A 20,585-nucleotide genomic window follows, 5' to 3' on the forward strand; every position below is an offset into this window, starting at 1 on the left:
GTATAAATTATGGATTAAATGTAAATGCCAAATAGTAAATGGCACCCGCTTGCGGATTTCCATAAGAAGTGAAATAATATTTATTTAAGATATTTGAACCACCTAATTTAACAACCGACATTACTGAAGGGATTCTTAAACTAACCTGAGCATCCAAAGTACTGTATGCTGGCACCTGCCCTGCTGAGAATGATGAATTCCAGTAGAACTGATCCTGCCAGCGATAAGAAACATTAAAACCAAAGTTTTTAACAATTTCCTTATTTCCTAAACCCAGATTATAGCGAATTTTAGGTGTATTGAAATCGTTAATATAATTGGCAGGAAGATCGCCGATCTGGTTATAAGAAACGTTTCCACTGATGTTGTATTTCCCAATTAAATAATCTAATCCCAACGCCGCTCCGTAAGAAGTTACTTTACCTTCAGCATTAACTGGAACACCATATTTTACATAATTCGTTGTTGTACCAACTTGTTGATAAACATTTACTGCAGTGATGAAATCTTTATATTGATTGTAATAACCGTAAGCATCGATCAATAATTTAGGTCCTAGCAAGCCCTTGTAACCAATTTCATAGGCCTGAACACTTTCTGGTCTAACGCCACGACTATCAAATGTATACTTCTGCAAAATGCCTGTCGTAGGACTTCCGGTAGCTAAAGCTGATTGATAAGCACGGTAACTGTTTTCTGTGTAACCCTTAGTTGCTTCGGTACCTAAGCCATATTTAGCCAAACTTTCTGGTAAACCACCGATCAATCTTTGCGATCCACCACCTACAGAAAGATCTATATATTGATTTTGTGTAGTTGGATTACGATAACCTGTTTGGTAAGACAAACGGATGTTGTTGTTTTTGGCAACTGTGAAAACTCCAGTAATACGAGGTGTAAAACGGCCTTCGAAATTGGTACTTTTATCGTAACGGCCAGCAACTGTAAGTTTAAAAAACTCTCCGAATTTCTTACCTGCCTGAGCAAAGGCTCCGTACTCATTAATATCGATCTTTCGATTTAAATCATCAAAAATTGTCCCGCCAGATCTAAGCTGATATAACCTGCTTGATGCACCAACTTGAAACTCAATTACGTTATTAAAAGCATTTGTAAAATTGTACATGCCTTCATAATGATATAGATTTGTTTTATCATCAAATCGAGCACCATATATACCTGTACCAAAGTTTGTTGCACTGATATTGGTGTTCTTTATCGTTTCTTTGTTGGTTCCAAAACTAACCGAACCTGGCTGAGCTCTTCCGGCATCAGCAGCAGCTCTTGCAGCCGCATTCGCAGCCTCTTCAGAAGCACCTTGAGATTTTGCCGCAGAATAAGCTACAGTATAAGTTGGAAACCAAGCGCTAGCAGATGGGGTTGTTTTTTCGTTAATATAACTTCCTAAAATTGATGAGATGTAAGAATCTCCGGAACGTTCCTGAGTTGTATATGCCTTAACAAAGAAATCTTGCCCCTTCAATTCTAATTTATATTGACCAATGTTAAAATTACGTAACGAATAACGATCTGATCCTGTATAAACCGAAGTTCCTGTACCCCAGTTTGCCTGAGCTGATAATTGAATGGTATTGGTAAAATTGTAATATAATGCACCAGAGGTTTTAAGAGATTTTGTATTATAATCTACTAAATCTTCTTCATTATAACCTGTTCTAGATACCTGTTGATTAGAAGTTGTTCCTTTGTTTAAACTGTATGCAACACCTAACAATGGCAAAGCTGGCCTTAAAGCAGTATAAGCTGGATTCGTGCTTACCAAGTTTACAATTTGAGGATACGTTAAACCTAAACCAATAAAGTTATTAAACGCACCAACAGCCGCAGGTTGGGTAGCCAAAACTCCCCTTGCTACAAACTGTAAATTTGCATTAACCTCGTCACCATAAACATTTACGCCATCGTATCCTGGATCAGAAGCACGGGTACCTGGCTTTACACTATTTGCTACTCGGTCAAAATTAGAATAGTTATTGCCGAACCAATCTTTAGCCTGCAAGAAAGAGAACGCCGCTTTAAAACCGAATTTATTATTCCAAGATTTTGCTAAGCGAACATCCAATTGATTAAAGGGCTGAACACTGCTATTATCATCATTTACGTGGTTTACACCGGTTTTATATTGAAAGCTTGCGCCTTGGTATTTGAAAGGATCTTTTGAGGTCATCAATAAAGTACCATTAATACCACCTGCACCATACAAAGCAGAAGATGCACCGGGTAATAGCTCCACATTATCGATATCAAGCTCGGTGATTCCTACAATATTACCTACAGAGAAGTTTAAGCCTGGAGCCTGATTATCCATTCCATCGATATATTGGTTAAAACGCGTATTACCATTAGAGTTGAAACCGCGTGTATTGATCGATTTAAAAGTTAAACTCTGCATACTGCTTTCCACGCCTTTCATATTGTTCAAAGCATCGTAAAAAGATGGTGCAGCAATTTCCTTTATGGTTGCAGCGCTCATTCGCTCAATAGATACAGGGGATTCCAAAATACGCTCTGGGGTTCTTGATGCAGAAACCACAACATCTCCACCCAATACAACAGCAGTTTCCAATTCAATATTGATTCCCGTTGTGCTACCAGTAATTTGTTGTTCTACAGTGCCAAAACCAACCGATGATGCCACTAAGGTAAAAGGAAGCTTTGCGGTTGTAGAAAATGTAAAAGCACCATTTCCATTTGTTGATGTACCACCAGACTGGCCTTTAATAATTATACTAACGCCAGCAAGTGCCTCTTTAGATTGCTTATCCTTAACGGTACCGCTTACCGTTATGCTTTGTGCCTGTACTACAACTGAGGTTGCGCATACAAATAAAACCACAAAGATGATCTGTGTAAAGATTCTGCTCATAAATGATTATAGTTTGGTTATTTGTTATTTAGTTAATATAAACTTAAATGGTTTTTTTTAATTAAACAAATTATGTTTGCATAATAATTATTATCAAATTTTTAATTTTGATTCATATCCACTTTGTTGTAATTTGCATGTATTCAGCTACAAGAAAAAAATAAAGTTGAATTTTTAGCTAACCATTATGAATAAAATCAAGGCTCTTTTCTGTATCATAATCCCTATAGCATTAGCTTTTCTATTTAATACCAAACTCGGAAGCACCCCCCCTCTTCTAAAATTTTTAAATCCATTTATGGGTTTTTGGCAAAATGCTGAAAACAACCATTTTATGTTTAACCATAAAGCAAAAATTAAAGGCGCAATTGATGAAATAGAAATTGTATTTGATGACAGAATGATTCCGCACATTTTTGCGAAGAACGACCATGACCTGTATCTGGCACAAGGATATGTTACCGCTATGCATCGCCTATGGCAAATGGATTTTCAAACTCGTTTTGCAGCCGGAAGAATTAGTGAGGTTGTAGGTGAAAAAGCAATTGAAGTAGATCGTTATCAGCGAAGAATGGGCATGGTTTACGGTGCAGAAAACTCTTTAAAGGGCATGATGCAAGATCCGAAATCGAAAGAAATGATTCTGGCTTATACAGACGGAATCAACGCTTATATTAAAACGCTTTCGCATGCTAATTATCCTATTGAATATAAGATACTGGATTTTAAACCGGAAAACTGGACACCAGTTAAATGTGCGCTTTTATTGAAACAAATGTCGGCGGTTTTGGCAATGGGATCTGATGAATTTTACATGACGAACATCATGAAAAAGTTTGGCCCCGAAATCACTAAAGATCTTTTTCCTGATTATCCTTTCCGTGAAGACCCCATTATTCCAGTAGGAACCAAATGGGATTTCTCCCCTTTACCTATACCAAAAACACCCGAGAGCTTTACAAAAGCACAAACTGGCGATGTGAAAACAAAGGAGAAAGTTGAAGGAATCGGCAGTAACAACTGGGCATTATCGGGTTCTAAAACAGCATCTGGATTTCCAATTCTATCCAACGATCCACACTTAGATTTAACCTTACCATCTATTTGGTATCAAATACAATTAAATGCGCCTGGCGTAAATACTTATGGGGTTTCGCTTCCCGGCGCACCTGGAGTAATTATCGGTTTCAATCAAAAAATTGCCTGGGGCGTTACCAATGTAGCAGCAGATGTACTTGATTTTTATCAGATTAAATTTAAAGATAATTCGCATAACGAATATTGGTATAACAATAAATGGAACAATACGTCTAAGCGCTTAGAAACGATTAAAATTCGTGGGGGAAAAGATGAGGTTGATACCGTTTATTACACGCACCATGGTCCTGTTGTGTATTTCCAAAAGCCAAAATATGCAAGGGCAAACAATGTTCCCGTAGGTGATGCATTGAGGTGGATTGCGCATGATGAATCGAATGAATTAATGACGTTTTACTATTTAAATCGTGGAAAAAATTATAACGATTACCGCAAAGCGCTAACATTTTATACCGCACCTGCACAGAATTTTGTTTTTGCTAGTGTTGATAATGACATTGCCATAACGCCAAATGGCAAGTTTCCATTAAAATGGAAGGATCAAGGTAAGTTTATTTTAGATGGAACAGATCCAGGTTACGATTGGCAAGGATGGATTCCAGCCGGTCAAAATCCTACGGTAAAAAATCCGCCACGTGGTTTTGTAAGTTCTGCAAATCAATCTTCTACAGATAAAACCTATCCATATTATATCAATTGGGAGTTTGCACCTTACGAACGCGGGAAAAGGATTAACGATAGGTTAACCTCCATGACAAAGGCAACATTAGATAGCATTAGGTTAATGCAAACAGATAATTATAGCATAATGGCGCAGAATGTTTTGCCTAGCATTATGCCTTTAGTTAATACCGAACAGCTTAACGCAACCCAAAAAGAAGCTTTATCTTATTTAACCAAGTGGAATAAAAGATATGATGCAAAAGAAATAGCAGCCAGTGTTTTTGAAATTTGGACAAAGCGTTTGAGTTTTGATATTTGGAATGATGATTTTGAGGTAGATGGAATACCCATGCGCTACCCATCGAGAGATCGAACAGTAGAAATGATTATTAACAAACCAAATTCAAAATGGTACGACAATACAAAAACAAGCCAAAAGGAAACACTTTCTGATTTGGTTAACGAAGCATTTAAATATAGCTGCGATAGCTTGGAGCGCCGATTTGGACCGATAAACAAAGACTGGAACTGGGCAAATGTTAAACAAACAAACGTTCCGCATTTGGCAAAAATTCCGGGATTTGGATCAAAAGTATTGATGATTGGCGGAGCAAAAAGCACTATAAATGCACTTGGCGAAAGTAATGGCCCTTCTTGGAGAATGGTTATTGAGCTTGGCAAAACGCCTAAAGGCCATGGCGTTTATCCAGGCGGGCAATCAGGCAATCCAGGAAGTAAATTCTACGACAATATGATTGATACCTGGGCAAATGGCAAACTCTACGATTTGTTTTACATGCAATCTGCTGATGATAAATCAGGAACAATTATTTCTCGTTTAAAAATTTCAAAATAGTAAAAATGGTTTTCATCGTTATATTAATTATCTGCTTTCTTCTTCAAATGGTTATGCCTTGGTGGGTAATCATTGTTATTTCCTTTGCTACTTGTGGCATTATCGGTAAAACTGGTAAAATCGCTTTTTGGCAATCTTTCTTAGCCATATTTTTATTGTGGATTGGTTACGCTCTTTTCAAAAGCTTACCTAACGACAATGTTCTAGCCAGCAGAGTTGCAGTTATGACTGGGATAAAATTATGGTGGGGTTTACTTCTGGTTACTGGAATTTTAAGTGGCTTGGTAGCCGGAATAAGCGGTTATTGCGGTTATCAATTCCGTAAAGCCATGCTTGTTAAAAAAACTGACGAAAAAATAGCATAAGCCTTCGTACTTTTGCCGTGTGAATATAACCGCAGAAGCTATTTTTTCGATTGAGAATGATGAACAGTTTAAAAAACTGGCATTAGAAATATTTAAGTTTCAAGCAGAGCATTGCTCCGTTTACAAGGAATATATTCATCACTTACATATCAATATTGAAGCTGTATCGGCAATTGAACAAATTCCATTTTTGCCAATAAGTTTTTTTAAAAGCCACAGCATTTTAAGCAATACAAATCCTGTCGAAATAACTTTTAGCAGTTCGGGCACTACAGGCATGACTCAGAGTAGTCATCATGTTACCAATATTAAATTATACGAACAAAGCTACCTTAAGGCCTTTAATCAATTTTATGGCAACATAGAAGATTATTGCTTTCTCGCACTGTTGCCATCCTATCAGCAAAGAGCAGGTTCATCATTGATATACATGGTTAATGATTTAATCGAGAAGAGTAAGCATCCAAAAAGTGGCTATTTTCTTTATAATCATGATGAGCTTTCGCAAACCCTAGAAGAACTTAAATCAAAAAATCAGAAAACTGTCCTTATTGGCGTTACCTATGCCCTACTAGATTTTATTGAACAGTACGAAATCGATTTCCCAAACTTAATTGTAATGGAAACCGGTGGCATGAAAGGCAAGCGCAAGGAAATGGTTAGAGAGGAATTGCACGAACAACTAACCAATGGTTTCGGCATCAAATCTATTCATAGCGAATACGGAATGACCGAGCTGCTTTCTCAAGCCTATTCCTTAGGCGAAGGTATTTTTAATTGCCCAAGTTGGATAAAAGTATTAATTCGTGATACAAACGATCCTTTAACATTAATCCCCAATGGCAAAACCGGCGGAATAAATGTAATAGATCTTGCTAATATAAATTCATGTTGCTTTATTGCAACACAGGATCTTGGAAGAATCAATCCCGATCAAAGTTTCGAAGTTTTGGGCCGTTTTGATAATGCAGATATAAGAGGTTGCAATTTATTGGTGCAGTAAATCATAATAACCTATTGTCAAAACTGAAGGGTTTAACCTCGATAATTTTGATTTTATCAACTAAAGTATGGTTCACATTCATTAGAAAGTTAAATTCGTCATCAATTATTGATGATGGTACTTTTAAAAGTAAAAATTTATTTTCCCTTACAAAGGTATCGCCCAGTTTAGCTAAACTTAATGGCGCAGGATAAGCTTTCCAATTTTCTGGAAGACTTGTTTTATCTAACGTTTGAATAGAATTTTCTGGCAATTCAAAAACAGTTAAACACAAATTCTTCGAATTAATCATTGAGTTTTTGTTTACTAAGACCTCTAAAGCGGCCAATGCACGGGTACCTGCCATATAATGCAATGGTATTCCAACCGAATTCCATCTCCCCCCAAATAATTTAGCACCTGTACCGCTGTAGTCTCTTGCGTGTTTGCAATTGGATATTCTATATAAAACCATTAGCTGAAGACACCGTATTCTATTCTACCTAAAATATTCAGAACCATCTCAAAACCAATTCTGGTATCCAACAGATTAAATGGGATTTCTCCATTTAGGGCCAAATTTGGTGCTTTAACCCAACTATTAAAAGCTTTGGCACTTCCTAAAACTTCAATGCCACGTTCGTATAAACGGGCAAGTTCAATAGCCCTATCGGCATATTCGGTTTTAACTAAAGTAGTGGGCGCATAACGTTGCAAAGTACGTTCTGAGATATGCAGAATACCTGCAATTTCTTCTAATGTTAAAGAAATCTGTTTTGCCAGTGCAGTTAAAGCTTTTTTTGATATGCCCTTACGTGCAAGATTAAGTAAATCAAAATCAGTGGGGTTAGCATACGTATTTCCCATCATGGCCACCATGGGTGTATTAATACTAGCATAAGCAACCATTGGCTCTTCTACAACTAATGTTGATTTTTCTAATTTTCTTTTCATACCAGACAATTATACTCAAATATATACATTTTGTCCGAAATTAAAAATTTGCACATAAAAAAAGTCTCAATTTTCATCGAGACTTTAAAAGCTATTTTTTCAGGATTTACTCTGCAATTAAAAGAAAATAATTCTTCTTTCCTTTTTGAAGCACAATAAACTTATCGTTAATTAAATTTTCAGAATTAAAAATCTGAGCAACTTCGGCAATCTTCTCTTTGTTAACCGATACACCACCGCCCTGGATCAGTTTTTTTGCATCTCCTTTTGAAGATGCTACGGTAGATTTCTCAGCCAACAAAGTGGCAGCATCTATTCCGTTAGCCAACTCTGCTTTAGAAATGGTAAACTGGGGTATTCCTTCAAACATATCGATCACCTGATTTTCATTCAAGCTTTTTAAAAATTCTAATGAGCCATTTCCAAAAAGAAATTCAGAAGTTTTTATAGCTGTTTCCAACGCTTCAGAAGAATGGGTTTTAACTGTGATATCTTCAGCTAAAGCTTTTTGCAAGATACGCAGATGAGGTGTAGCATCATGCTCAATTTCCAACGCTTCTATTTCCTCTTTACTTTTTAAGGTAAAAATCCTGATCCATTTTTTAACATCATCATCTGATGCATTTAACCAAAATTGATAAAATTTATATGGAGATGTTTTGGCTGCATCTAACCAAATTGCACCGCTTTCGGTTTTACCGAATTTAGTTCCATCCGCTTTCTTAATTAATTGAGTAGTGATTGCATATGCAGTTCCCTGATCTTTTCTTCTGATTAATTCTGTACCGGTAACGATATTTCCCCACTGATCGGAACCACCCATTTGAACCATGCAATTATGATTTTTCCATAAATAGTAAAAATCATAACCTTGTACCAATTGATAGCAAAACTCAGTAAATGACATACCTGTATCGCCCTCTAAACGTTTTTTTACGCTATCCTTTGCCATCATGTAATTCACGGTAATGTGTTTACCAACATCGCGGATAAAATCTAAAAAATTCATGTTTTTAAACCAATCGGCATTGTTAACCATCACAGCGCCATTGCCAGAATCTTCAAATTTTAAAAACTTTGATAACTGGCTTTTCATTCCCTTAAGATTGTGCTCAACCATTTCTGGAGTTTGAAGATTGCGTTCATCAGATTTACCTGATGGATCACCAACCATGCCCGTTGCACCACCGACTAAAGCAAACGGCTTATGTCCAGCGTTTTGAAAGTGAATAAGTGTCATGATTTGAGTTAAATGTCCAACATGCAATGAATCTGCAGTAGGGTCAAAACCAATATAACCAGAAGTCATACCTTCATTTAACTTTTCTTCAGTATTCGGCATAATATCGTGTAACATGCCACGCCATCTTAACTCTTCAACAAAATTCGTCATTGTACAAACACATTAATTATTGTGCGTGCAAAGATAAAATTTTAGCACAGTTTACAGCAAAATTAGTTTATCGGGTTAAACCAAGATTTAAAATCAGTCTTTGCAATATTAAAATCTGCATGGCCGAGTAGGCAATTTAAGCTTCCATCGCTTCTAATGGTCTGGTTTGGAACACCTCCATTGCTCAGCCAGTTGTCGCAAAGTTTCTTAATTAAATTTACCTCATCATCTTCTACCGCATCCATGTCCATTTTATTAAGCAAAACATATTCCTCAGCACTAATTCCAATAGGTAAATCCCATACTTTGCGTGAAGATTCTTCTCTTAAAACCGGTCGAAGATTTGGATTCATCCGAATAAAATCTACGGGCTTGGCTGGCATCAAAGGATTCAAAATCATATAAGCAATAAAAGTTGCGGTATCGGGTGGATCGTTAAGAATACTTGTACCCATTTTCTGTACATCTTTTATCAAGCCAGGTTCTTCTTTTTTTGATAAAAGTTCTGAATATTGAACTGGAATTTCTTCGTCGGACTGCAATTGAGATACCGTTCCAGTACCAATCGACAATACCTGCACGTTTTCGATCTCATATTGTTCTTTATTGCAAATGGCCTCCACCACGCCTGCCAAAACCGGATTATTGTTTCCTGTAACACCTCCATCCCAATAATATTTAAGTTTGTTATTCACCTTAAACATGGCGGGCTCGTTGAAATAATTAACGGGTGCAGTGCTTGATGCGTGACTGGCTTCAACTAGGCTTACCACACAATCCGAAGCTGTTTTGGCAGGACTTTTATTAATTTTCTGTTCTATTGATGAAGTAGAACCCAAACTATCGCAATCTGTTCTGAACAGCTCGGCACGGTTTCGATAATAATCATAACCAATAATCAGAAAGTGGGTTTTGGTTTTTCCCGGAACAGAAATATAAGCAGGGATATCTTTAAGATCGATGGTTGCAATTTTATTTAGAATTTCCTTCAGCGCCTCGTGCTTACGTTTTGTAGAATACTTTGCACCTATTTTAAAAATACGGGCAACACTAGAAAGAATGCTCTTCTCAAAAAAACCAAGTTTGGAAAAAACCTTATTTCTTAATTCCTTATCATCAAAAATCTTTTCGATCTCGGAAAGCCGCAGATTTTCTGCCATGGCCGCCGCAACCAGGCTTCCGCCACTATTGGCAACAACCAAATCAAACTCTGCCAAAACTTCGTGCCCGGTTGGATCAGCATTGCCAAACGTTTCGGCAAAGAGTCGGCGTAAACATTTAACTTGGATTATAGCCCAGGATCCTCCTCCATCTAGAGAAAGAATCCGGTAGTTTTTAGCGTTAGGCATGATTAGCTTATTGGGTATAATAAATCTATAAATTATTAGTTTACAAACCAATACAAATTTTAAATGCAATATTTTAACCTTGTTGTTTTCTACGTATAATTTAAATATTACCTTGCAACATGAACTTTTTATCTCATTACTATTTCGATCGATTAACCACAGATGCAAATGTTGTAATGGGAACCGTATTACCAGATTTAATTAAAAATGCATCTAAAGAGGCTAACCTTTACCCTCAAAAAAACGAATTTCTGTTTATCGGCAATCCTGATGAAGAAGGTTTGTTGCGTGGATGGAAAAGGCATTTAGCTGTAGATCTTCTTTTTCATTCTTCGAATTTCTTCTTAGAAAAAACCACAGAATTAAAATTTCTTATTATTCCCGTTGTCGAAAATACCCCTATAAGACCTTCATTTTTGGCACATATTGGTTTAGAACTGCTATTGGATCATCTTTTAATTGAACATAATTTAATTCAGGTCCATCATTTCTACGATAAGTTGATTGCTGTTAAAAATGATTCGTTAAGTGAATTCTTAGAGCACTGCAAGCTTAATAATCCATCTGTTTTCTTTGGTTTTCTTGAACGATTTATTAGTAGCAAATACTTGCTGAGCTATCAAAAAATAGAAAATATAAGCTATGCTTTAAATAGAATTTGCATGAGGCTGTGGCCAGAAAGCCTGGAAGAAAAACAACTCGCCGAATTAACAAGCCAGCTTAGTATTTTTAAAACCATTTTAGAAAAAGATTTTATGGATATTTTCCATGAAATTGAGGCGAAATTGATTTAAGCATTTGCTTCGAAACCCGTGTGTATTGCACAAGCTTTTTGTAAATAAACCTTATTGCAGCGGAAATCCTTTTTTGTTTTTTTCTAACAAAAAAGATTTGAGCGGAAAGAAGGACAGCAGTAACCGATAAAATACTTCGCTTTGTTTTCCAAAAATTTTCCATCGATCTAAAACTGACTAAATACGCTTTAATTGCTTTAAAAGCAGAAAAAGGCTGGAAAAATACAACATGTATAAGTAAAAAAAGAACAATTTTATCTAAGTTTGTTTTATGTCGCAATTTGCTGTAAAAGAAGAAATGGATGCCTTGGTTGCAGAGCTTAACCAACACAATTACAATTATTATGTGCTGGCAATGCCTACCATTGCCGATTATGAATTTGACAAAAAATTGGCACATTTAAGCGAACTCGAAAAAGCTAATCCTACTTTTGCAGATCCAAATTCGCCTACTCAAAGGGTTGGTGGCGATATCACAAAAAATTTCATTACAGTAAAGCATAAATATCCGATGCTTTCTTTAGGGAATACCTACAACGAGCAAGATCTACGCGATTTTGACGAACGCATTCGTAAAGCAATTGGGGATAATTTCCAATATGTTTGTGAGCTTAAGTTTGATGGATTATCTATTAGTTTAACCTACGAAAACGGAAAACTTGTACGTGCAGTTACGCGTGGCGACGGAACCAAAGGTGATGATGTTACCAATAATGTAAAAACCATCCATACCATTCCACATCAAATCAAGACAGATGATGCGCCTGAACACTTTGAAATCCGTGGTGAGATTTTTATGCATAAGGCTGCGTTTTTAAAGTTAAATGCGGCTAGAGAAGAATTGGGAGAAATTGCTTACGCAAACCCTAGAAATTTTGCATCTGGAACCATTAAAATGCAAGATAGCAAAGAGGTAGCCAAACGACCTCTGGACGGCTTTATATACTTTTTATATACAGACAATAACGAATTTAAAACCCATTGGGAGAGTTTAAATGCTGTAAAAGACTGGGGTTTCCATGTTTGTGAACACAATAGACTGGTTAACAATATAGATAATGTTCTTGATTTTATCCATCACTGGGAAAGCGAACGTTTTAAACTGAGTTACGACATTGATGGGATTGTAATAAAAGTAAATAGCTATGCGCAACAACAGGAATTGGGCTTTACATCTAAATCTCCACGATGGGCAATTTCATACAAATACAAAGCTGCAGAAGTTGAAACTGTTTTAGAAAAAGTGACTTATCAGGTTGGGCGCACGGGAGCCGTTACGCCAGTTGCTAACTTAAAGCCTGTTTTACTTGCAGGAACTACAGTTAAGCGTGCAACACTCCATAATGCTAATGAAATAGAGCGTTTAGATTTACACGAAGGCGATACTGTTTTTGTTGAAAAGGGTGGCGAGATTATTCCTAAGATTATAAAGGTAAACCTAGACAAGCGTTTACCAAGTTCGAGCAAGGTGCATTATTTGCATAATTGCCCAGAGTGCGGTACTGAATTGATTAGAAAAGAGGGTGAAGCCGTACACTATTGCCCAAATGATGAAGGTTGTCCGCCACAAATTGTAGGTAAAATTCAACATTTTATATCTCGCAAGGCGATGAATATTGACGGGCTTGGCGATGAGACCATTGAAACTTTTTATAAAAGGGGATTGATCAACCACATTAGCGATTTATACACTTTATACCAAAAATCTGATCAGCTAAAAACCATCGATCGTTTTGGAGAACGCTCTATAGAAAACATGCTTGGAGGTATTGAAAAATCAAAAGAAATGCCTTTTGAAAAGGTATTGTTTGGATTGGGAATTAGATATGTTGGCGAAACTGTTGCCAAAAAATTGGCCGCTGGAGTAAAAAATATCGATAACCTGTCTACCGCAACTGTTGAAGATTTAATTGCCATTGATGAGGTAGGCCAGCGAATAGCAGAGAGTTGCGTTGAATATTTTGGAAATTCTGAACACATAAAGCAGATTGAATTGCTAAAATTGGCAGGATTGGCTTTTGAAATTGAAGAAACCGTAATTGAGCTTGCAAGTGATAAACTTATTGGAAAAACATTCGTAATTTCGGGCGTTTTTGAAAATTACAGTCGCGATCAGTTAAAAGATTTAATTGAAGCTAATGGAGGCAAGATACTAAGTGGGATTTCAGGTAAATTAGATTATTTAGTTGCTGGAGATAACATGGGTCCATCTAAATTGGAAAAGGCAACCAAATTAAATATTCCGATTATAAGCGATGCTGAGTTGTTGGAAATAGTTAATTAACCACAAAGACACCAAGTACACAAAGAAATATAAGCATCCCTATTACTATAAAAGAAATATTTAATTTTTAGGGATGAATGAAAATGAAATTGCCAAAGCAATTGTAAATGCAGCATACAATGTCCATATTGAACTTGGACCTGGCTTATTAGAGTCAGCTTATGAAGCATATTTACTTTACGAATTAAAAGATAGAGGATTACAAGTAGTTGCTCAAAAAGAACTACCAATCATTTATCGAGATGTTAGATTAACCTGTGGATACAGGATAGATCTTTTGGTTGAGCAAAAAGTTATAGTAGAAATCAAATCTGTAAATATTTTAAATGAGGTGCATTTAGCACAAACGATTACATATTTAAAATTATCTAATTGTAAACTTGGGTTACTGATAAATTTTAATGTCGCCAAAATAAAAGACGGGATAAAACGGGTTATAAATGGTTATTTGTAATCTATAATTATAAAAATCACCTTGGTGCTCTTTGTGGCTTAGTGGTAAAAAAACAATAATAATAATATAATGAATAAATTTCAGGGTACAGGTGTAGCTCTAATTACGCCTTTCAATGCAGATGGATCAGTTGATTATAATGGTTTAAAAAACCTGATTAATCATTTGATCAACGGAGGGATAGATTATCTCGTTTCTTTAGGTACAACCGGCGAAACTGCCACAATGACCAAGGACGAGAAGAAGAAGGTGTGGGCTTATACTGCTGAAATTAATAACAACAGATTACCATTGGTTGCGGGCATTGGCGGCAATAATACTTTGGCTATTGCTGAAGACATTAAAGCTTTTGATACAACCGGATACAGCGCTATATTATCTGTAAGTCCGTATTATAACAAACCAACTCAAGAAGGGATTTATCAGCACTATAAATATCTTGCTGAAATTTCTCCACTGGATTTGATCTTATATAATGTACCTGGTCGTACGGCAAGCAACATGTCGCCCGAAACCATTTGCAGATTGGCTAATGATTTTGAGAATATAATTGGCATAAAAGATGCCAGCGGAAATTTTGACCAGTTTAATCAGATTATGAGAGATAAACCAGCTGATTTTCTTTTAATCTCTGGTGATGATCCAATTACTTTGCCGATGATTGCATTGGGCGCTTCAGGAATTATTTCAGTTGTTGGAAATGCGCTTCCTAGACAGTTTTCTGATATGGTTAGAAATTGTCTTGCTGGTGATTTTAAAACGGCTTTACCGGCTCATTTAAGTTTAGTTGAGTTTACTCGACTAGCCTTTGTAGAAGGAAATCCAGCAGGCGTTAAGGCAGCCTTAAAATATTTAAATATCTGCAACGATACCGTTAGGCTTCCTTTGGTCAAAGCATCTGCTAATTTAGAGCAACTAATTGTATCAGAAATTGAAAAATTGAGCCAGCTTGCTTAAATATCTGGAATAAAAAACAACAGGTTTCCATTTTAAAGAACAGATTTATTCCTGTTTGCGTCTAGCAAACGGAAAGATCTGTTTTTTTGTGTGTAAACGAAAAATTACGATTAATAATTTACCTGATTTACAGGAAGTTATTCATAGATTATAATCCCCTAATAACCCAAACAAAAATTTGAAATAACTCAGGCTTAATTATTGAAATCATTGGTGTACACACAAATAAAACACAAATGAAAAAATTATTTTTATTAGGCTTGGCAGTGGTTATGCTCGGCTGTAAAACACCAGCCATTTTCCCGATTGGAACAAGCGAGACAGACTTTAAAAAGTCTAATCGATCAGCGGAATTAGTTTCTGCAGCGGCAGACGGAACAAGTATTTATCGAGTTGGGCGACGAACGTTCGATTCGATTAACACACCATTTTATTCTTTCTATTATTTCTACAAGGCGAAACTGGTTCGCTATGAACAATCTGGCAATGCCGAAGATTACAAATTTATTAGATAAAGCAAAAGCCTCAAGAAATTCTTGAGGCCTTTTGCTTGGTTCAAATATTTTGGATTGCTTAAGCTTTATTTTTAGTGTCTTGCACTTCCAAACGAATCGCTTGAGCTAAATTTTTTAAATCTTGCATGCCCTTACGAACACGGGTTCCAGCAGCGCTGTTTCCTTTGTTATAAAACTTGTCTGCATCAGCTTCCAAAGCTGCAACTAAACTTTTTACTTCTTCAAATTTTTTCATTTTTAATTACTCCTATAATACTTTAAGGTTTAAGTTTTAATTATCTTACTCTAATTTAAACTGTTTAACGAAATAAAAAAACTTTTAGCATAAGAAAAAACAGGCTTTAAAGTGGTTTTTTTCCACAATTCTTCCTTTTATAAACATTTAAAAGATGAAAAAAGAGCTTAAAACACTATAAATCAACCATTTGAGCCAAATTTTAAAATAAAAAAGCCCTTTAAACATGTTTAAAGGGCTTTGTATAATTTATTTGTTACTTAAACAGTTGCAAATAGATTTTCTTTATAATATCCGTTTTCCAATTTAGTAGCTACCTCACTAAAGGCATCTAGCGTACGCTGAACATCTTCCAATGTGTGTACAGCAGTTGGAATCAACCTTAATTCGATCATTCCTTTTGGAATTACTGGATAAACAACGATAGAACAGAAAATGCTATAGTTTTCGCGTAAATCAAAAGTAATAGCAGTCGCATCAGATAGTTCTCCTTTTAGGAAAACAGGTGTAACTACCGAGTCTGTAACACCTAAATCAAAACCTCGTTCACGCAATCCTTTTTGTAAAGTCATTGCAATTTCCCAAAGTTTATCTTTTAATTCTGGCTTACTTTTAAGCAACTCTAAACGTTTTAACAAACCAATTACCATTGGCATTGGTAATGCCTTTGCAAATGTTTGTGAACGCATGTTATATCTTAAGAAATTAGTAATTTCTTCAGTTGAAGCAACAAAAGCACCAATTCCAGCCATTGATTTTGCGAAAGTTCCGAAGTAAACATCAATTCCTTCAATACAATCCTGAGCCTCGTGTGTTCCTGCTCCAGTTTTACCCATTGTACCAAAACCGTGTGCATCATCAACCAAAATACGGAAGTTGAAGTCTTTTTTTAACTCAACAATTTCTTTTAGTTTACCTTGCGCACCGCTCATTCCAAATACACCTTCAGTAATCAAAAGGATTCCGCCTCCAGATTCGTTGGTTAATTTTGTAGCACGCTCTAATTGTTTTTTGGCGCTATCAATATCATTGTGCTGATATACAAACCTTTTACCCATGTGCAAGCGCAAGCCATCAATAATACAGGCATGAGATTCTCCATCGTAAACAATAACATCATTTCTATCTACCAAAGTATCGATAATAGAAACCATACCTTGATAACCATAGTTTAATAAAAACGCATCGGGTTTACCGACAAAAGCGGCCAACTCCTGCTCCAATTGTTCGTGATATTTAGAGTTGCCACTCATCATTCTGGCGCCCATTGGGTAGGCCATACCAAATTCTGCAGCAGCATCTGCATCCGCTTTTCTAACTTCTGGGTGATTGGCTAAACCTAAATAGTTGTTTAAGCTCCAAACCAAATGCTCTTTTCCTTTAAATTGCATGTGTGGTGCAATTTCTCCTTCTAATTTTGGAAATGAGAAATACCCATGAGACCATTTTTGGTGTTGACCAAGTGGGCCCATGTGCTTTGCTATCTTATCAAATATATCCAATGTAATTATGTATTTATTGTACTAAAATTTTGCGAATTTACGGTTTATTCGGCTTAAAATCAACAAGATTCATCTCTAGGCTGTCAATTAACCTAATTTAACACACCAATTTTATGCCAAAAAAGCCCCCGATGTAAAATCGGGGGCCTTGTAATTATATCTGGTTTATTCTAATCAACGTTATCGTGTAAAAAAGAATTATTTGGTCTGATTTCAGTTCCACCTTCTTCATCGTTACTTAATGTAAAGCGACTTACTTGTGACTCGGAAGAATGCTGCACTTGTTGCAATTGCATTTGCTTGCGTTTATAAGCCGGTTCATTTTCCAATTCCTGTAAACCATTTGTGGTACGCAATTTCATACTTAAATCTTTTAAACGTAAAATACGCTCTTTAGATTTTTTCAATTGCTCTTCCATCGATTCATCATTCTTGTCATCATCTAAACCAACAACTGGCATTTCTGGCTCAGGTTCTGGAATAGGCATTGAAGGAATTTCTGCAACCGGTGTTTCAAAAACATATTCAGTCTCAGCCAATTTAATTTCAAACTCAAAACCAGTTTCCTGTGGTTGCTCAGCTTGAGGTTCTTCTTCAATTAAAGTATGACGAACAACATTATTCTCAGGCTCCTGAACTTTAGGTGTTTCTTGTTTATTTGCAAACATTCCCCCAAAAAGATCCGCCTGTGCAATTTCTTCCTTAGCTTTCATTACCGGCTCGTAAGAAGGTGCTGCTTTTGGCTGTATAAATGAATTTACAGGCTCAACAGGACGAACCAAAGGTGCTTCTTCTGGAGTTAATAATGATATTTTCTTTTTGTTTTTCTCTTCGTTTACGCGTTGTTCTGAAGTTTGGAAACCCGTGGCAATAATAGTTACCGAAAGTTTATCTCCAAGAGATTCATCAGAACAATTACCCCAGATTAAATCTGCCGATAAACCTGCTTTTTCCTGAATGAAATCCGTAATAATAGAAACCTCGTCCATGGTTACTTCTCTAACACCAGAACTGATGTTTAATAAAATATAACGTGCGCCTTCAATTTCATTATCTTTTAATAATGGGGATGCCAATGCACCTTCTACAGCTTGTAACGCACGGTCATCGCCTTCTGCAGCAAAACTACCCATAATGGCAACACCGCTATCTTTCATAACGGTACGCACATCTTTAAAGTCGACGTTTATATAACCCGGAACTGTAATGATTTCTGCGATACCTTTAGCAGCAGTTGTTAAAATATCATCTGCTTGACCAAAAGCTGAACCTAAAGTTAAGTTTCCGAAAATCTCACGAAGTCTGTCATTCGAAATAACCAGGTAAGAATCTACATACTTTTTAAGTTCTTCCATGCCTTCATCGGCCTGAAGTTTACGTCTTTTTCCTTCGAAAGAAAAAGGTGTAGTAATAATTGCAACTGTTAAAATATCAAGTTCTTTAGCAGCTTTGGCAATAATCGGACTTGCGCCAGTACCTGTACCACCCCCCATTCCTGCTGTTATAAACAACATTTTGGTTGTGCTGCCAAGCATTGCTTTAATATCATCTATATTTTCTATAGCTGAGTTTTTACCAACCTCAGGGATAGAACCTGCACCCATTCCTTCGGTTAAGCTAGCACCCAATTGTACCTTGTTAGGGATAGGGCTAAACTCCAAAGCCTGAGCGTCGGTATTACAAATAATAAAATCCACACCATTAATACCCGATAGGTACATATGGTTCACTGCGTTGCCGCCACCGCCACCAACACCAATTACCTTGATGATTGACGACTTATCTTTTAACATTTCGAACTGCATATCTTTATGAATCAGTTGTTTAAAAATTTTTAAATTCTGTTCATTACTCAACGTAATATTAACACTTTTTCAACAGACGTTTTCCACAAGTGTTCATAATGTGGAAAACTCATGTTTTGTTGAAAAATAATTAACTTTTCAAGTAATCTTCATCACTTACATTCATATCATCCTGAATGAAAGTTCTAGTTTTTGCAAGTAACTTATCGAATAAACCTGGTCCGCGTTTCTCTTTATCCTTGGCCACTTTTGCTTTTTCCACAAACACACCCGGTTGTTTCATTTCTTCAATCAGCTCTTCCGCTTTTTGGATTCCTTTTATCAACAAACCAACGCTTGTTGCATACATTGGGCTTTTTAAGTCATCGTAAATGGCTTTTGGCATTTCTTCATATTTAGATAAATGCTCGTTTGGATAACCAATGCGGCAATCTAAACCGGTAACATATTCTACCGCCTGACTTAAATGTTTCAACAATGCACCACCGCCTGTAATTACGATACCACCAATTAATTTCTTCTCGTAACCTGATGATTTAATTTCGTAATATACATGCTCGATGATTTCTTCCATACGGGCCTGAATTACATAGGCTAGGTTTTTAACCGAAATTTCTTTTGGTTCACGGCCACGCAATCCTGGAACACAAATAATTTCGTTTTCCTTATTTTCTTCAGCCAATGCCGAACCGAAACGCGTTTTTAACAACTCTGCCTGGTTACGCATTACCGAACATCCTTCTCTAATATCTTCCGTTACGCTATTGCCACCAAATGGGATTACAGCCGTGTGGCGAATAATGCCTTCGTGAAAAATTGCTATGTCGGTTGTACCACCACCTATATCAACCAATGCAATACCAGCTTCTTTTTCTTCATCGCTCAACACCGATTCTGAAGATGCTAGTGGCTCAAGAATTAAATCCTGAGTTTGTAAGCCTGCATTGTTCACACACTTGATAATGTTTTTAACTGCGGTTACCTGTCCGGAGATGATGTGGAAGTTTGCCTCAAGGCGAACACCAGCCATACCAATCGGATCTTTAATACCCGGTTCGTTATCAATTGTAAATTCCTGTGGCAATACATGGATAATTTCTTCTCCAGGAGGCATTACCAATTTAAACATATCATCGATCAACTTATCGATATCTTTTTTACCGATTTCGTTGTTCAATTCTCTTCTTGTTAAAATCCCTCTGTGCTGTAAGCTTTTAATGTGCTGTCCAGCAATTCCCACATTTACCACCTGTATTTCTACATTGGATTGCCCGCTTGCAACTTCTACTGCCTGAGCAATACCCTGCACGGTTTTTTGAATATTAGAAACCACCCCACGTGTTACCCCCGCTGATTCTGCCTTCCCTATTCCTAAGATTTCTATTTTGCCGTGTTGTGTTCTACGACCAACGATGACACAAATTTTCGTAGTACCGATATCTAATCCTACTACTATTGGCGACTGACTGGTAAATTTTGCCTTGTCCATATT

At 36.5% G+C, this 20,585-nt stretch carries 17 protein-coding genes; 8 read left to right on the forward strand and 9 right to left on the reverse strand.

What is annotated here, in order from left to right; all coding sequences use genetic code 11:
- Positions 1 to 7 precede the first annotated feature (7 nt).
- Positions 8 to 2,887, reverse strand: coding sequence for a TonB-dependent receptor (locus DF947_RS13635; RefSeq protein WP_109930587.1), 2,880 nt, complete (start codon positions 2,885 to 2,887; stop codon positions 8 to 10).
- Positions 2,888 to 3,074: 187 nt separating this feature from the next.
- Between DF947_RS13635 and DF947_RS13640 the strand changes: the two genes are divergently transcribed.
- Genes DF947_RS13640 through DF947_RS13650 form a run of 3 tightly spaced genes read left to right on the forward strand, consistent with a single transcriptional unit; the run spans position 3,075 to position 6,872 of the window.
- Positions 3,075 to 5,504 (forward strand): penicillin acylase family protein, encoded by a 2,430-nt coding sequence (locus tag DF947_RS13640; RefSeq protein ID WP_109930588.1) that lies wholly within the window; start codon positions 3,075 to 3,077, stop codon positions 5,502 to 5,504.
- A 5-nt stretch (positions 5,505 to 5,509) separates the two neighbouring features.
- Positions 5,510 to 5,869, forward strand: a complete 360-nt coding sequence (locus tag DF947_RS13645) for a hypothetical protein (protein ID WP_109930589.1) — start codon at positions 5,510 to 5,512, stop codon at positions 5,867 to 5,869.
- A 19-nt stretch (positions 5,870 to 5,888) separates the two neighbouring features.
- Positions 5,889 to 6,872, forward strand: a complete 984-nt coding sequence (locus tag DF947_RS13650) for a LuxE/PaaK family acyltransferase (protein ID WP_205940791.1) — start codon at positions 5,889 to 5,891, stop codon at positions 6,870 to 6,872.
- Position 6,873: 1 nt separating this feature from the next.
- Here the strand turns inward: DF947_RS13650 and DF947_RS13655 are convergent, their stop codons facing one another.
- The 4 genes from DF947_RS13655 to DF947_RS13670 all read right to left on the reverse strand — a co-directional run bounded on the left by DF947_RS13655 (position 6,874) and on the right by DF947_RS13670 (position 10,547).
- Positions 6,874 to 7,326 carry an RES family NAD+ phosphorylase gene (locus DF947_RS13655; protein ID WP_109930590.1) on the reverse strand — a complete coding sequence of 151 codons (453 nt, stop codon included), beginning with the start codon at positions 7,324 to 7,326 and terminating at the stop codon, positions 6,874 to 6,876.
- Positions 7,326 to 7,805, reverse strand: a complete 480-nt coding sequence (parS, locus tag DF947_RS13660; protein WP_109930591.1) for a type II RES/Xre toxin-antitoxin system antitoxin — start codon at positions 7,803 to 7,805, stop codon at positions 7,326 to 7,328. The genes DF947_RS13655 and parS overlap by 1 nt, the downstream gene beginning before the upstream one ends.
- A gap of 106 nt (positions 7,806 to 7,911) precedes the next feature.
- A complete protein-coding gene (tyrS, locus tag DF947_RS13665) occupies positions 7,912 to 9,198 on the reverse strand; it encodes a tyrosine--tRNA ligase (protein WP_109930592.1) in 1,287 nt (428 codons plus the stop codon).
- Between the two features lie 62 nt (positions 9,199 to 9,260).
- On the reverse strand, positions 9,261 to 10,547 hold the full coding sequence (locus DF947_RS13670) for a patatin-like phospholipase family protein (RefSeq protein WP_109930593.1): 1,287 nt from the start codon (positions 10,545 to 10,547) through the stop codon (positions 9,261 to 9,263).
- Positions 10,548 to 10,666: 119 nt separating this feature from the next.
- On the opposite strand from DF947_RS13670, the gene DF947_RS13675 reads away from it, so the two are divergent.
- The 5 genes from DF947_RS13675 (at position 10,667) to DF947_RS13700 (ending at position 15,551) form a co-directional block, all read left to right on the forward strand.
- Entirely contained in the window at positions 10,667 to 11,341 is a 675-nt protein-coding gene (locus DF947_RS13675) for an ACP phosphodiesterase (protein WP_109930594.1), read from the forward strand.
- A 271-nt stretch (positions 11,342 to 11,612) separates the two neighbouring features.
- Complete coding sequence (ligA, locus tag DF947_RS13685) at positions 11,613 to 13,625, forward strand: NAD-dependent DNA ligase LigA (RefSeq protein ID WP_109930596.1); 2,013 nt, start codon at positions 11,613 to 11,615, stop codon at positions 13,623 to 13,625.
- A gap of 73 nt (positions 13,626 to 13,698) precedes the next feature.
- The gene (locus DF947_RS13690; protein WP_109930597.1) at positions 13,699 to 14,079 is read left to right on the forward strand and encodes a GxxExxY protein; all 381 of its coding nucleotides are present in this window, start codon (positions 13,699 to 13,701) and stop codon (positions 14,077 to 14,079) included.
- A gap of 69 nt (positions 14,080 to 14,148) precedes the next feature.
- Positions 14,149 to 15,036 (forward strand): 4-hydroxy-tetrahydrodipicolinate synthase, encoded by an 888-nt coding sequence (dapA, locus tag DF947_RS13695; RefSeq protein ID WP_109930598.1) that lies wholly within the window; start codon positions 14,149 to 14,151, stop codon positions 15,034 to 15,036.
- A 236-nt stretch (positions 15,037 to 15,272) separates the two neighbouring features.
- Positions 15,273 to 15,551: a hypothetical protein gene (locus DF947_RS13700; protein ID WP_109930599.1), complete on the forward strand. Its 279-nt coding sequence runs from the start codon at positions 15,273 to 15,275 to the stop codon at positions 15,549 to 15,551.
- A gap of 58 nt (positions 15,552 to 15,609) precedes the next feature.
- On the opposite strand, the gene DF947_RS13705 is transcribed toward DF947_RS13700, so the two are convergent.
- The 4 genes from DF947_RS13705 to ftsA all read right to left on the reverse strand — a co-directional run bounded on the left by DF947_RS13705 (position 15,610) and on the right by ftsA (position 20,582).
- Positions 15,610 to 15,786 carry a hypothetical protein gene (locus DF947_RS13705; protein WP_010602932.1) on the reverse strand — a complete coding sequence of 59 codons (177 nt, stop codon included), beginning with the start codon at positions 15,784 to 15,786 and terminating at the stop codon, positions 15,610 to 15,612.
- 260 nt (positions 15,787 to 16,046) lie between these two features.
- Positions 16,047 to 17,288, reverse strand: a complete 1,242-nt coding sequence (locus DF947_RS13710) for an aminotransferase class I/II-fold pyridoxal phosphate-dependent enzyme (protein WP_109930600.1) — start codon at positions 17,286 to 17,288, stop codon at positions 16,047 to 16,049.
- A gap of 170 nt (positions 17,289 to 17,458) precedes the next feature.
- Positions 17,459 to 19,093 (reverse strand): cell division protein FtsZ, encoded by a 1,635-nt coding sequence (gene ftsZ, locus DF947_RS13715; RefSeq protein WP_109930704.1) that lies wholly within the window; start codon positions 19,091 to 19,093, stop codon positions 17,459 to 17,461.
- 130 nt (positions 19,094 to 19,223) lie between these two features.
- A complete protein-coding gene (ftsA, locus tag DF947_RS13720; protein WP_109930601.1) occupies positions 19,224 to 20,582 on the reverse strand; it encodes a cell division protein FtsA in 1,359 nt (452 codons plus the stop codon).
- Positions 20,583 to 20,585 lie beyond the last annotated feature (3 nt).

It is taken from the genome of Pedobacter paludis (assembly GCF_003173575.1).
Classification (GTDB): Bacteria; Bacteroidota; Bacteroidia; order Sphingobacteriales; family Sphingobacteriaceae; genus Pedobacter; species Pedobacter paludis.

What these genes read in the sequence shown, in the direction of transcription:
- DF947_RS13675 (WP_109930594.1), top strand. Translation starts at nt 10,667, where the DNA reads ATGAACTTTTTATCTCATTACTATTTCGATCGATTAACCACAGATGCA.
- ligA (WP_109930596.1), top strand. Translation starts at nt 11,613, where the DNA reads ATGTCGCAATTTGCTGTAAAAGAAGAAATGGATGCCTTGGTTGCAGAG.
- DF947_RS13670 (WP_109930593.1), bottom strand. Translation starts at nt 10,547, where the DNA reads ATGCCTAACGCTAAAAACTACCGGATTCTTTCTCTAGATGGAGGAGGA.
- DF947_RS13690 (WP_109930597.1), top strand. Translation starts at nt 13,699, where the DNA reads ATGAATGAAAATGAAATTGCCAAAGCAATTGTAAATGCAGCATACAAT.
- ftsZ (WP_109930704.1), bottom strand. Translation starts at nt 19,093, where the DNA reads ATGCAGTTCGAAATGTTAAAAGATAAGTCGTCAATCATCAAGGTAATT.
- parS (WP_109930591.1), bottom strand. Translation starts at nt 7,805, where the DNA reads ATGAAAAGAAAATTAGAAAAATCAACATTAGTTGTAGAAGAGCCAATG.
- tyrS (WP_109930592.1), bottom strand. Translation starts at nt 9,198, where the DNA reads ATGACGAATTTTGTTGAAGAGTTAAGATGGCGTGGCATGTTACACGAT.
- DF947_RS13635 (WP_109930587.1), bottom strand. Translation starts at nt 2,887, where the DNA reads ATGAGCAGAATCTTTACACAGATCATCTTTGTGGTTTTATTTGTATGC.
- DF947_RS13700 (WP_109930599.1), top strand. Translation starts at nt 15,273, where the DNA reads ATGAAAAAATTATTTTTATTAGGCTTGGCAGTGGTTATGCTCGGCTGT.
- DF947_RS13640 (WP_109930588.1), top strand. Translation starts at nt 3,075, where the DNA reads ATGAATAAAATCAAGGCTCTTTTCTGTATCATAATCCCTATAGCATTA.
- DF947_RS13655 (WP_109930590.1), bottom strand. Translation starts at nt 7,326, where the DNA reads ATGGTTTTATATAGAATATCCAATTGCAAACACGCAAGAGACTACAGC.
- ftsA (WP_109930601.1), bottom strand. Translation starts at nt 20,582, where the DNA reads ATGGACAAGGCAAAATTTACCAGTCAGTCGCCAATAGTAGTAGGATTA.
- DF947_RS13645 (WP_109930589.1), top strand. Translation starts at nt 5,510, where the DNA reads ATGGTTTTCATCGTTATATTAATTATCTGCTTTCTTCTTCAAATGGTT.
- dapA (WP_109930598.1), top strand. Translation starts at nt 14,149, where the DNA reads ATGAATAAATTTCAGGGTACAGGTGTAGCTCTAATTACGCCTTTCAAT.
- DF947_RS13705 (WP_010602932.1), bottom strand. Translation starts at nt 15,786, where the DNA reads ATGAAAAAATTTGAAGAAGTAAAAAGTTTAGTTGCAGCTTTGGAAGCT.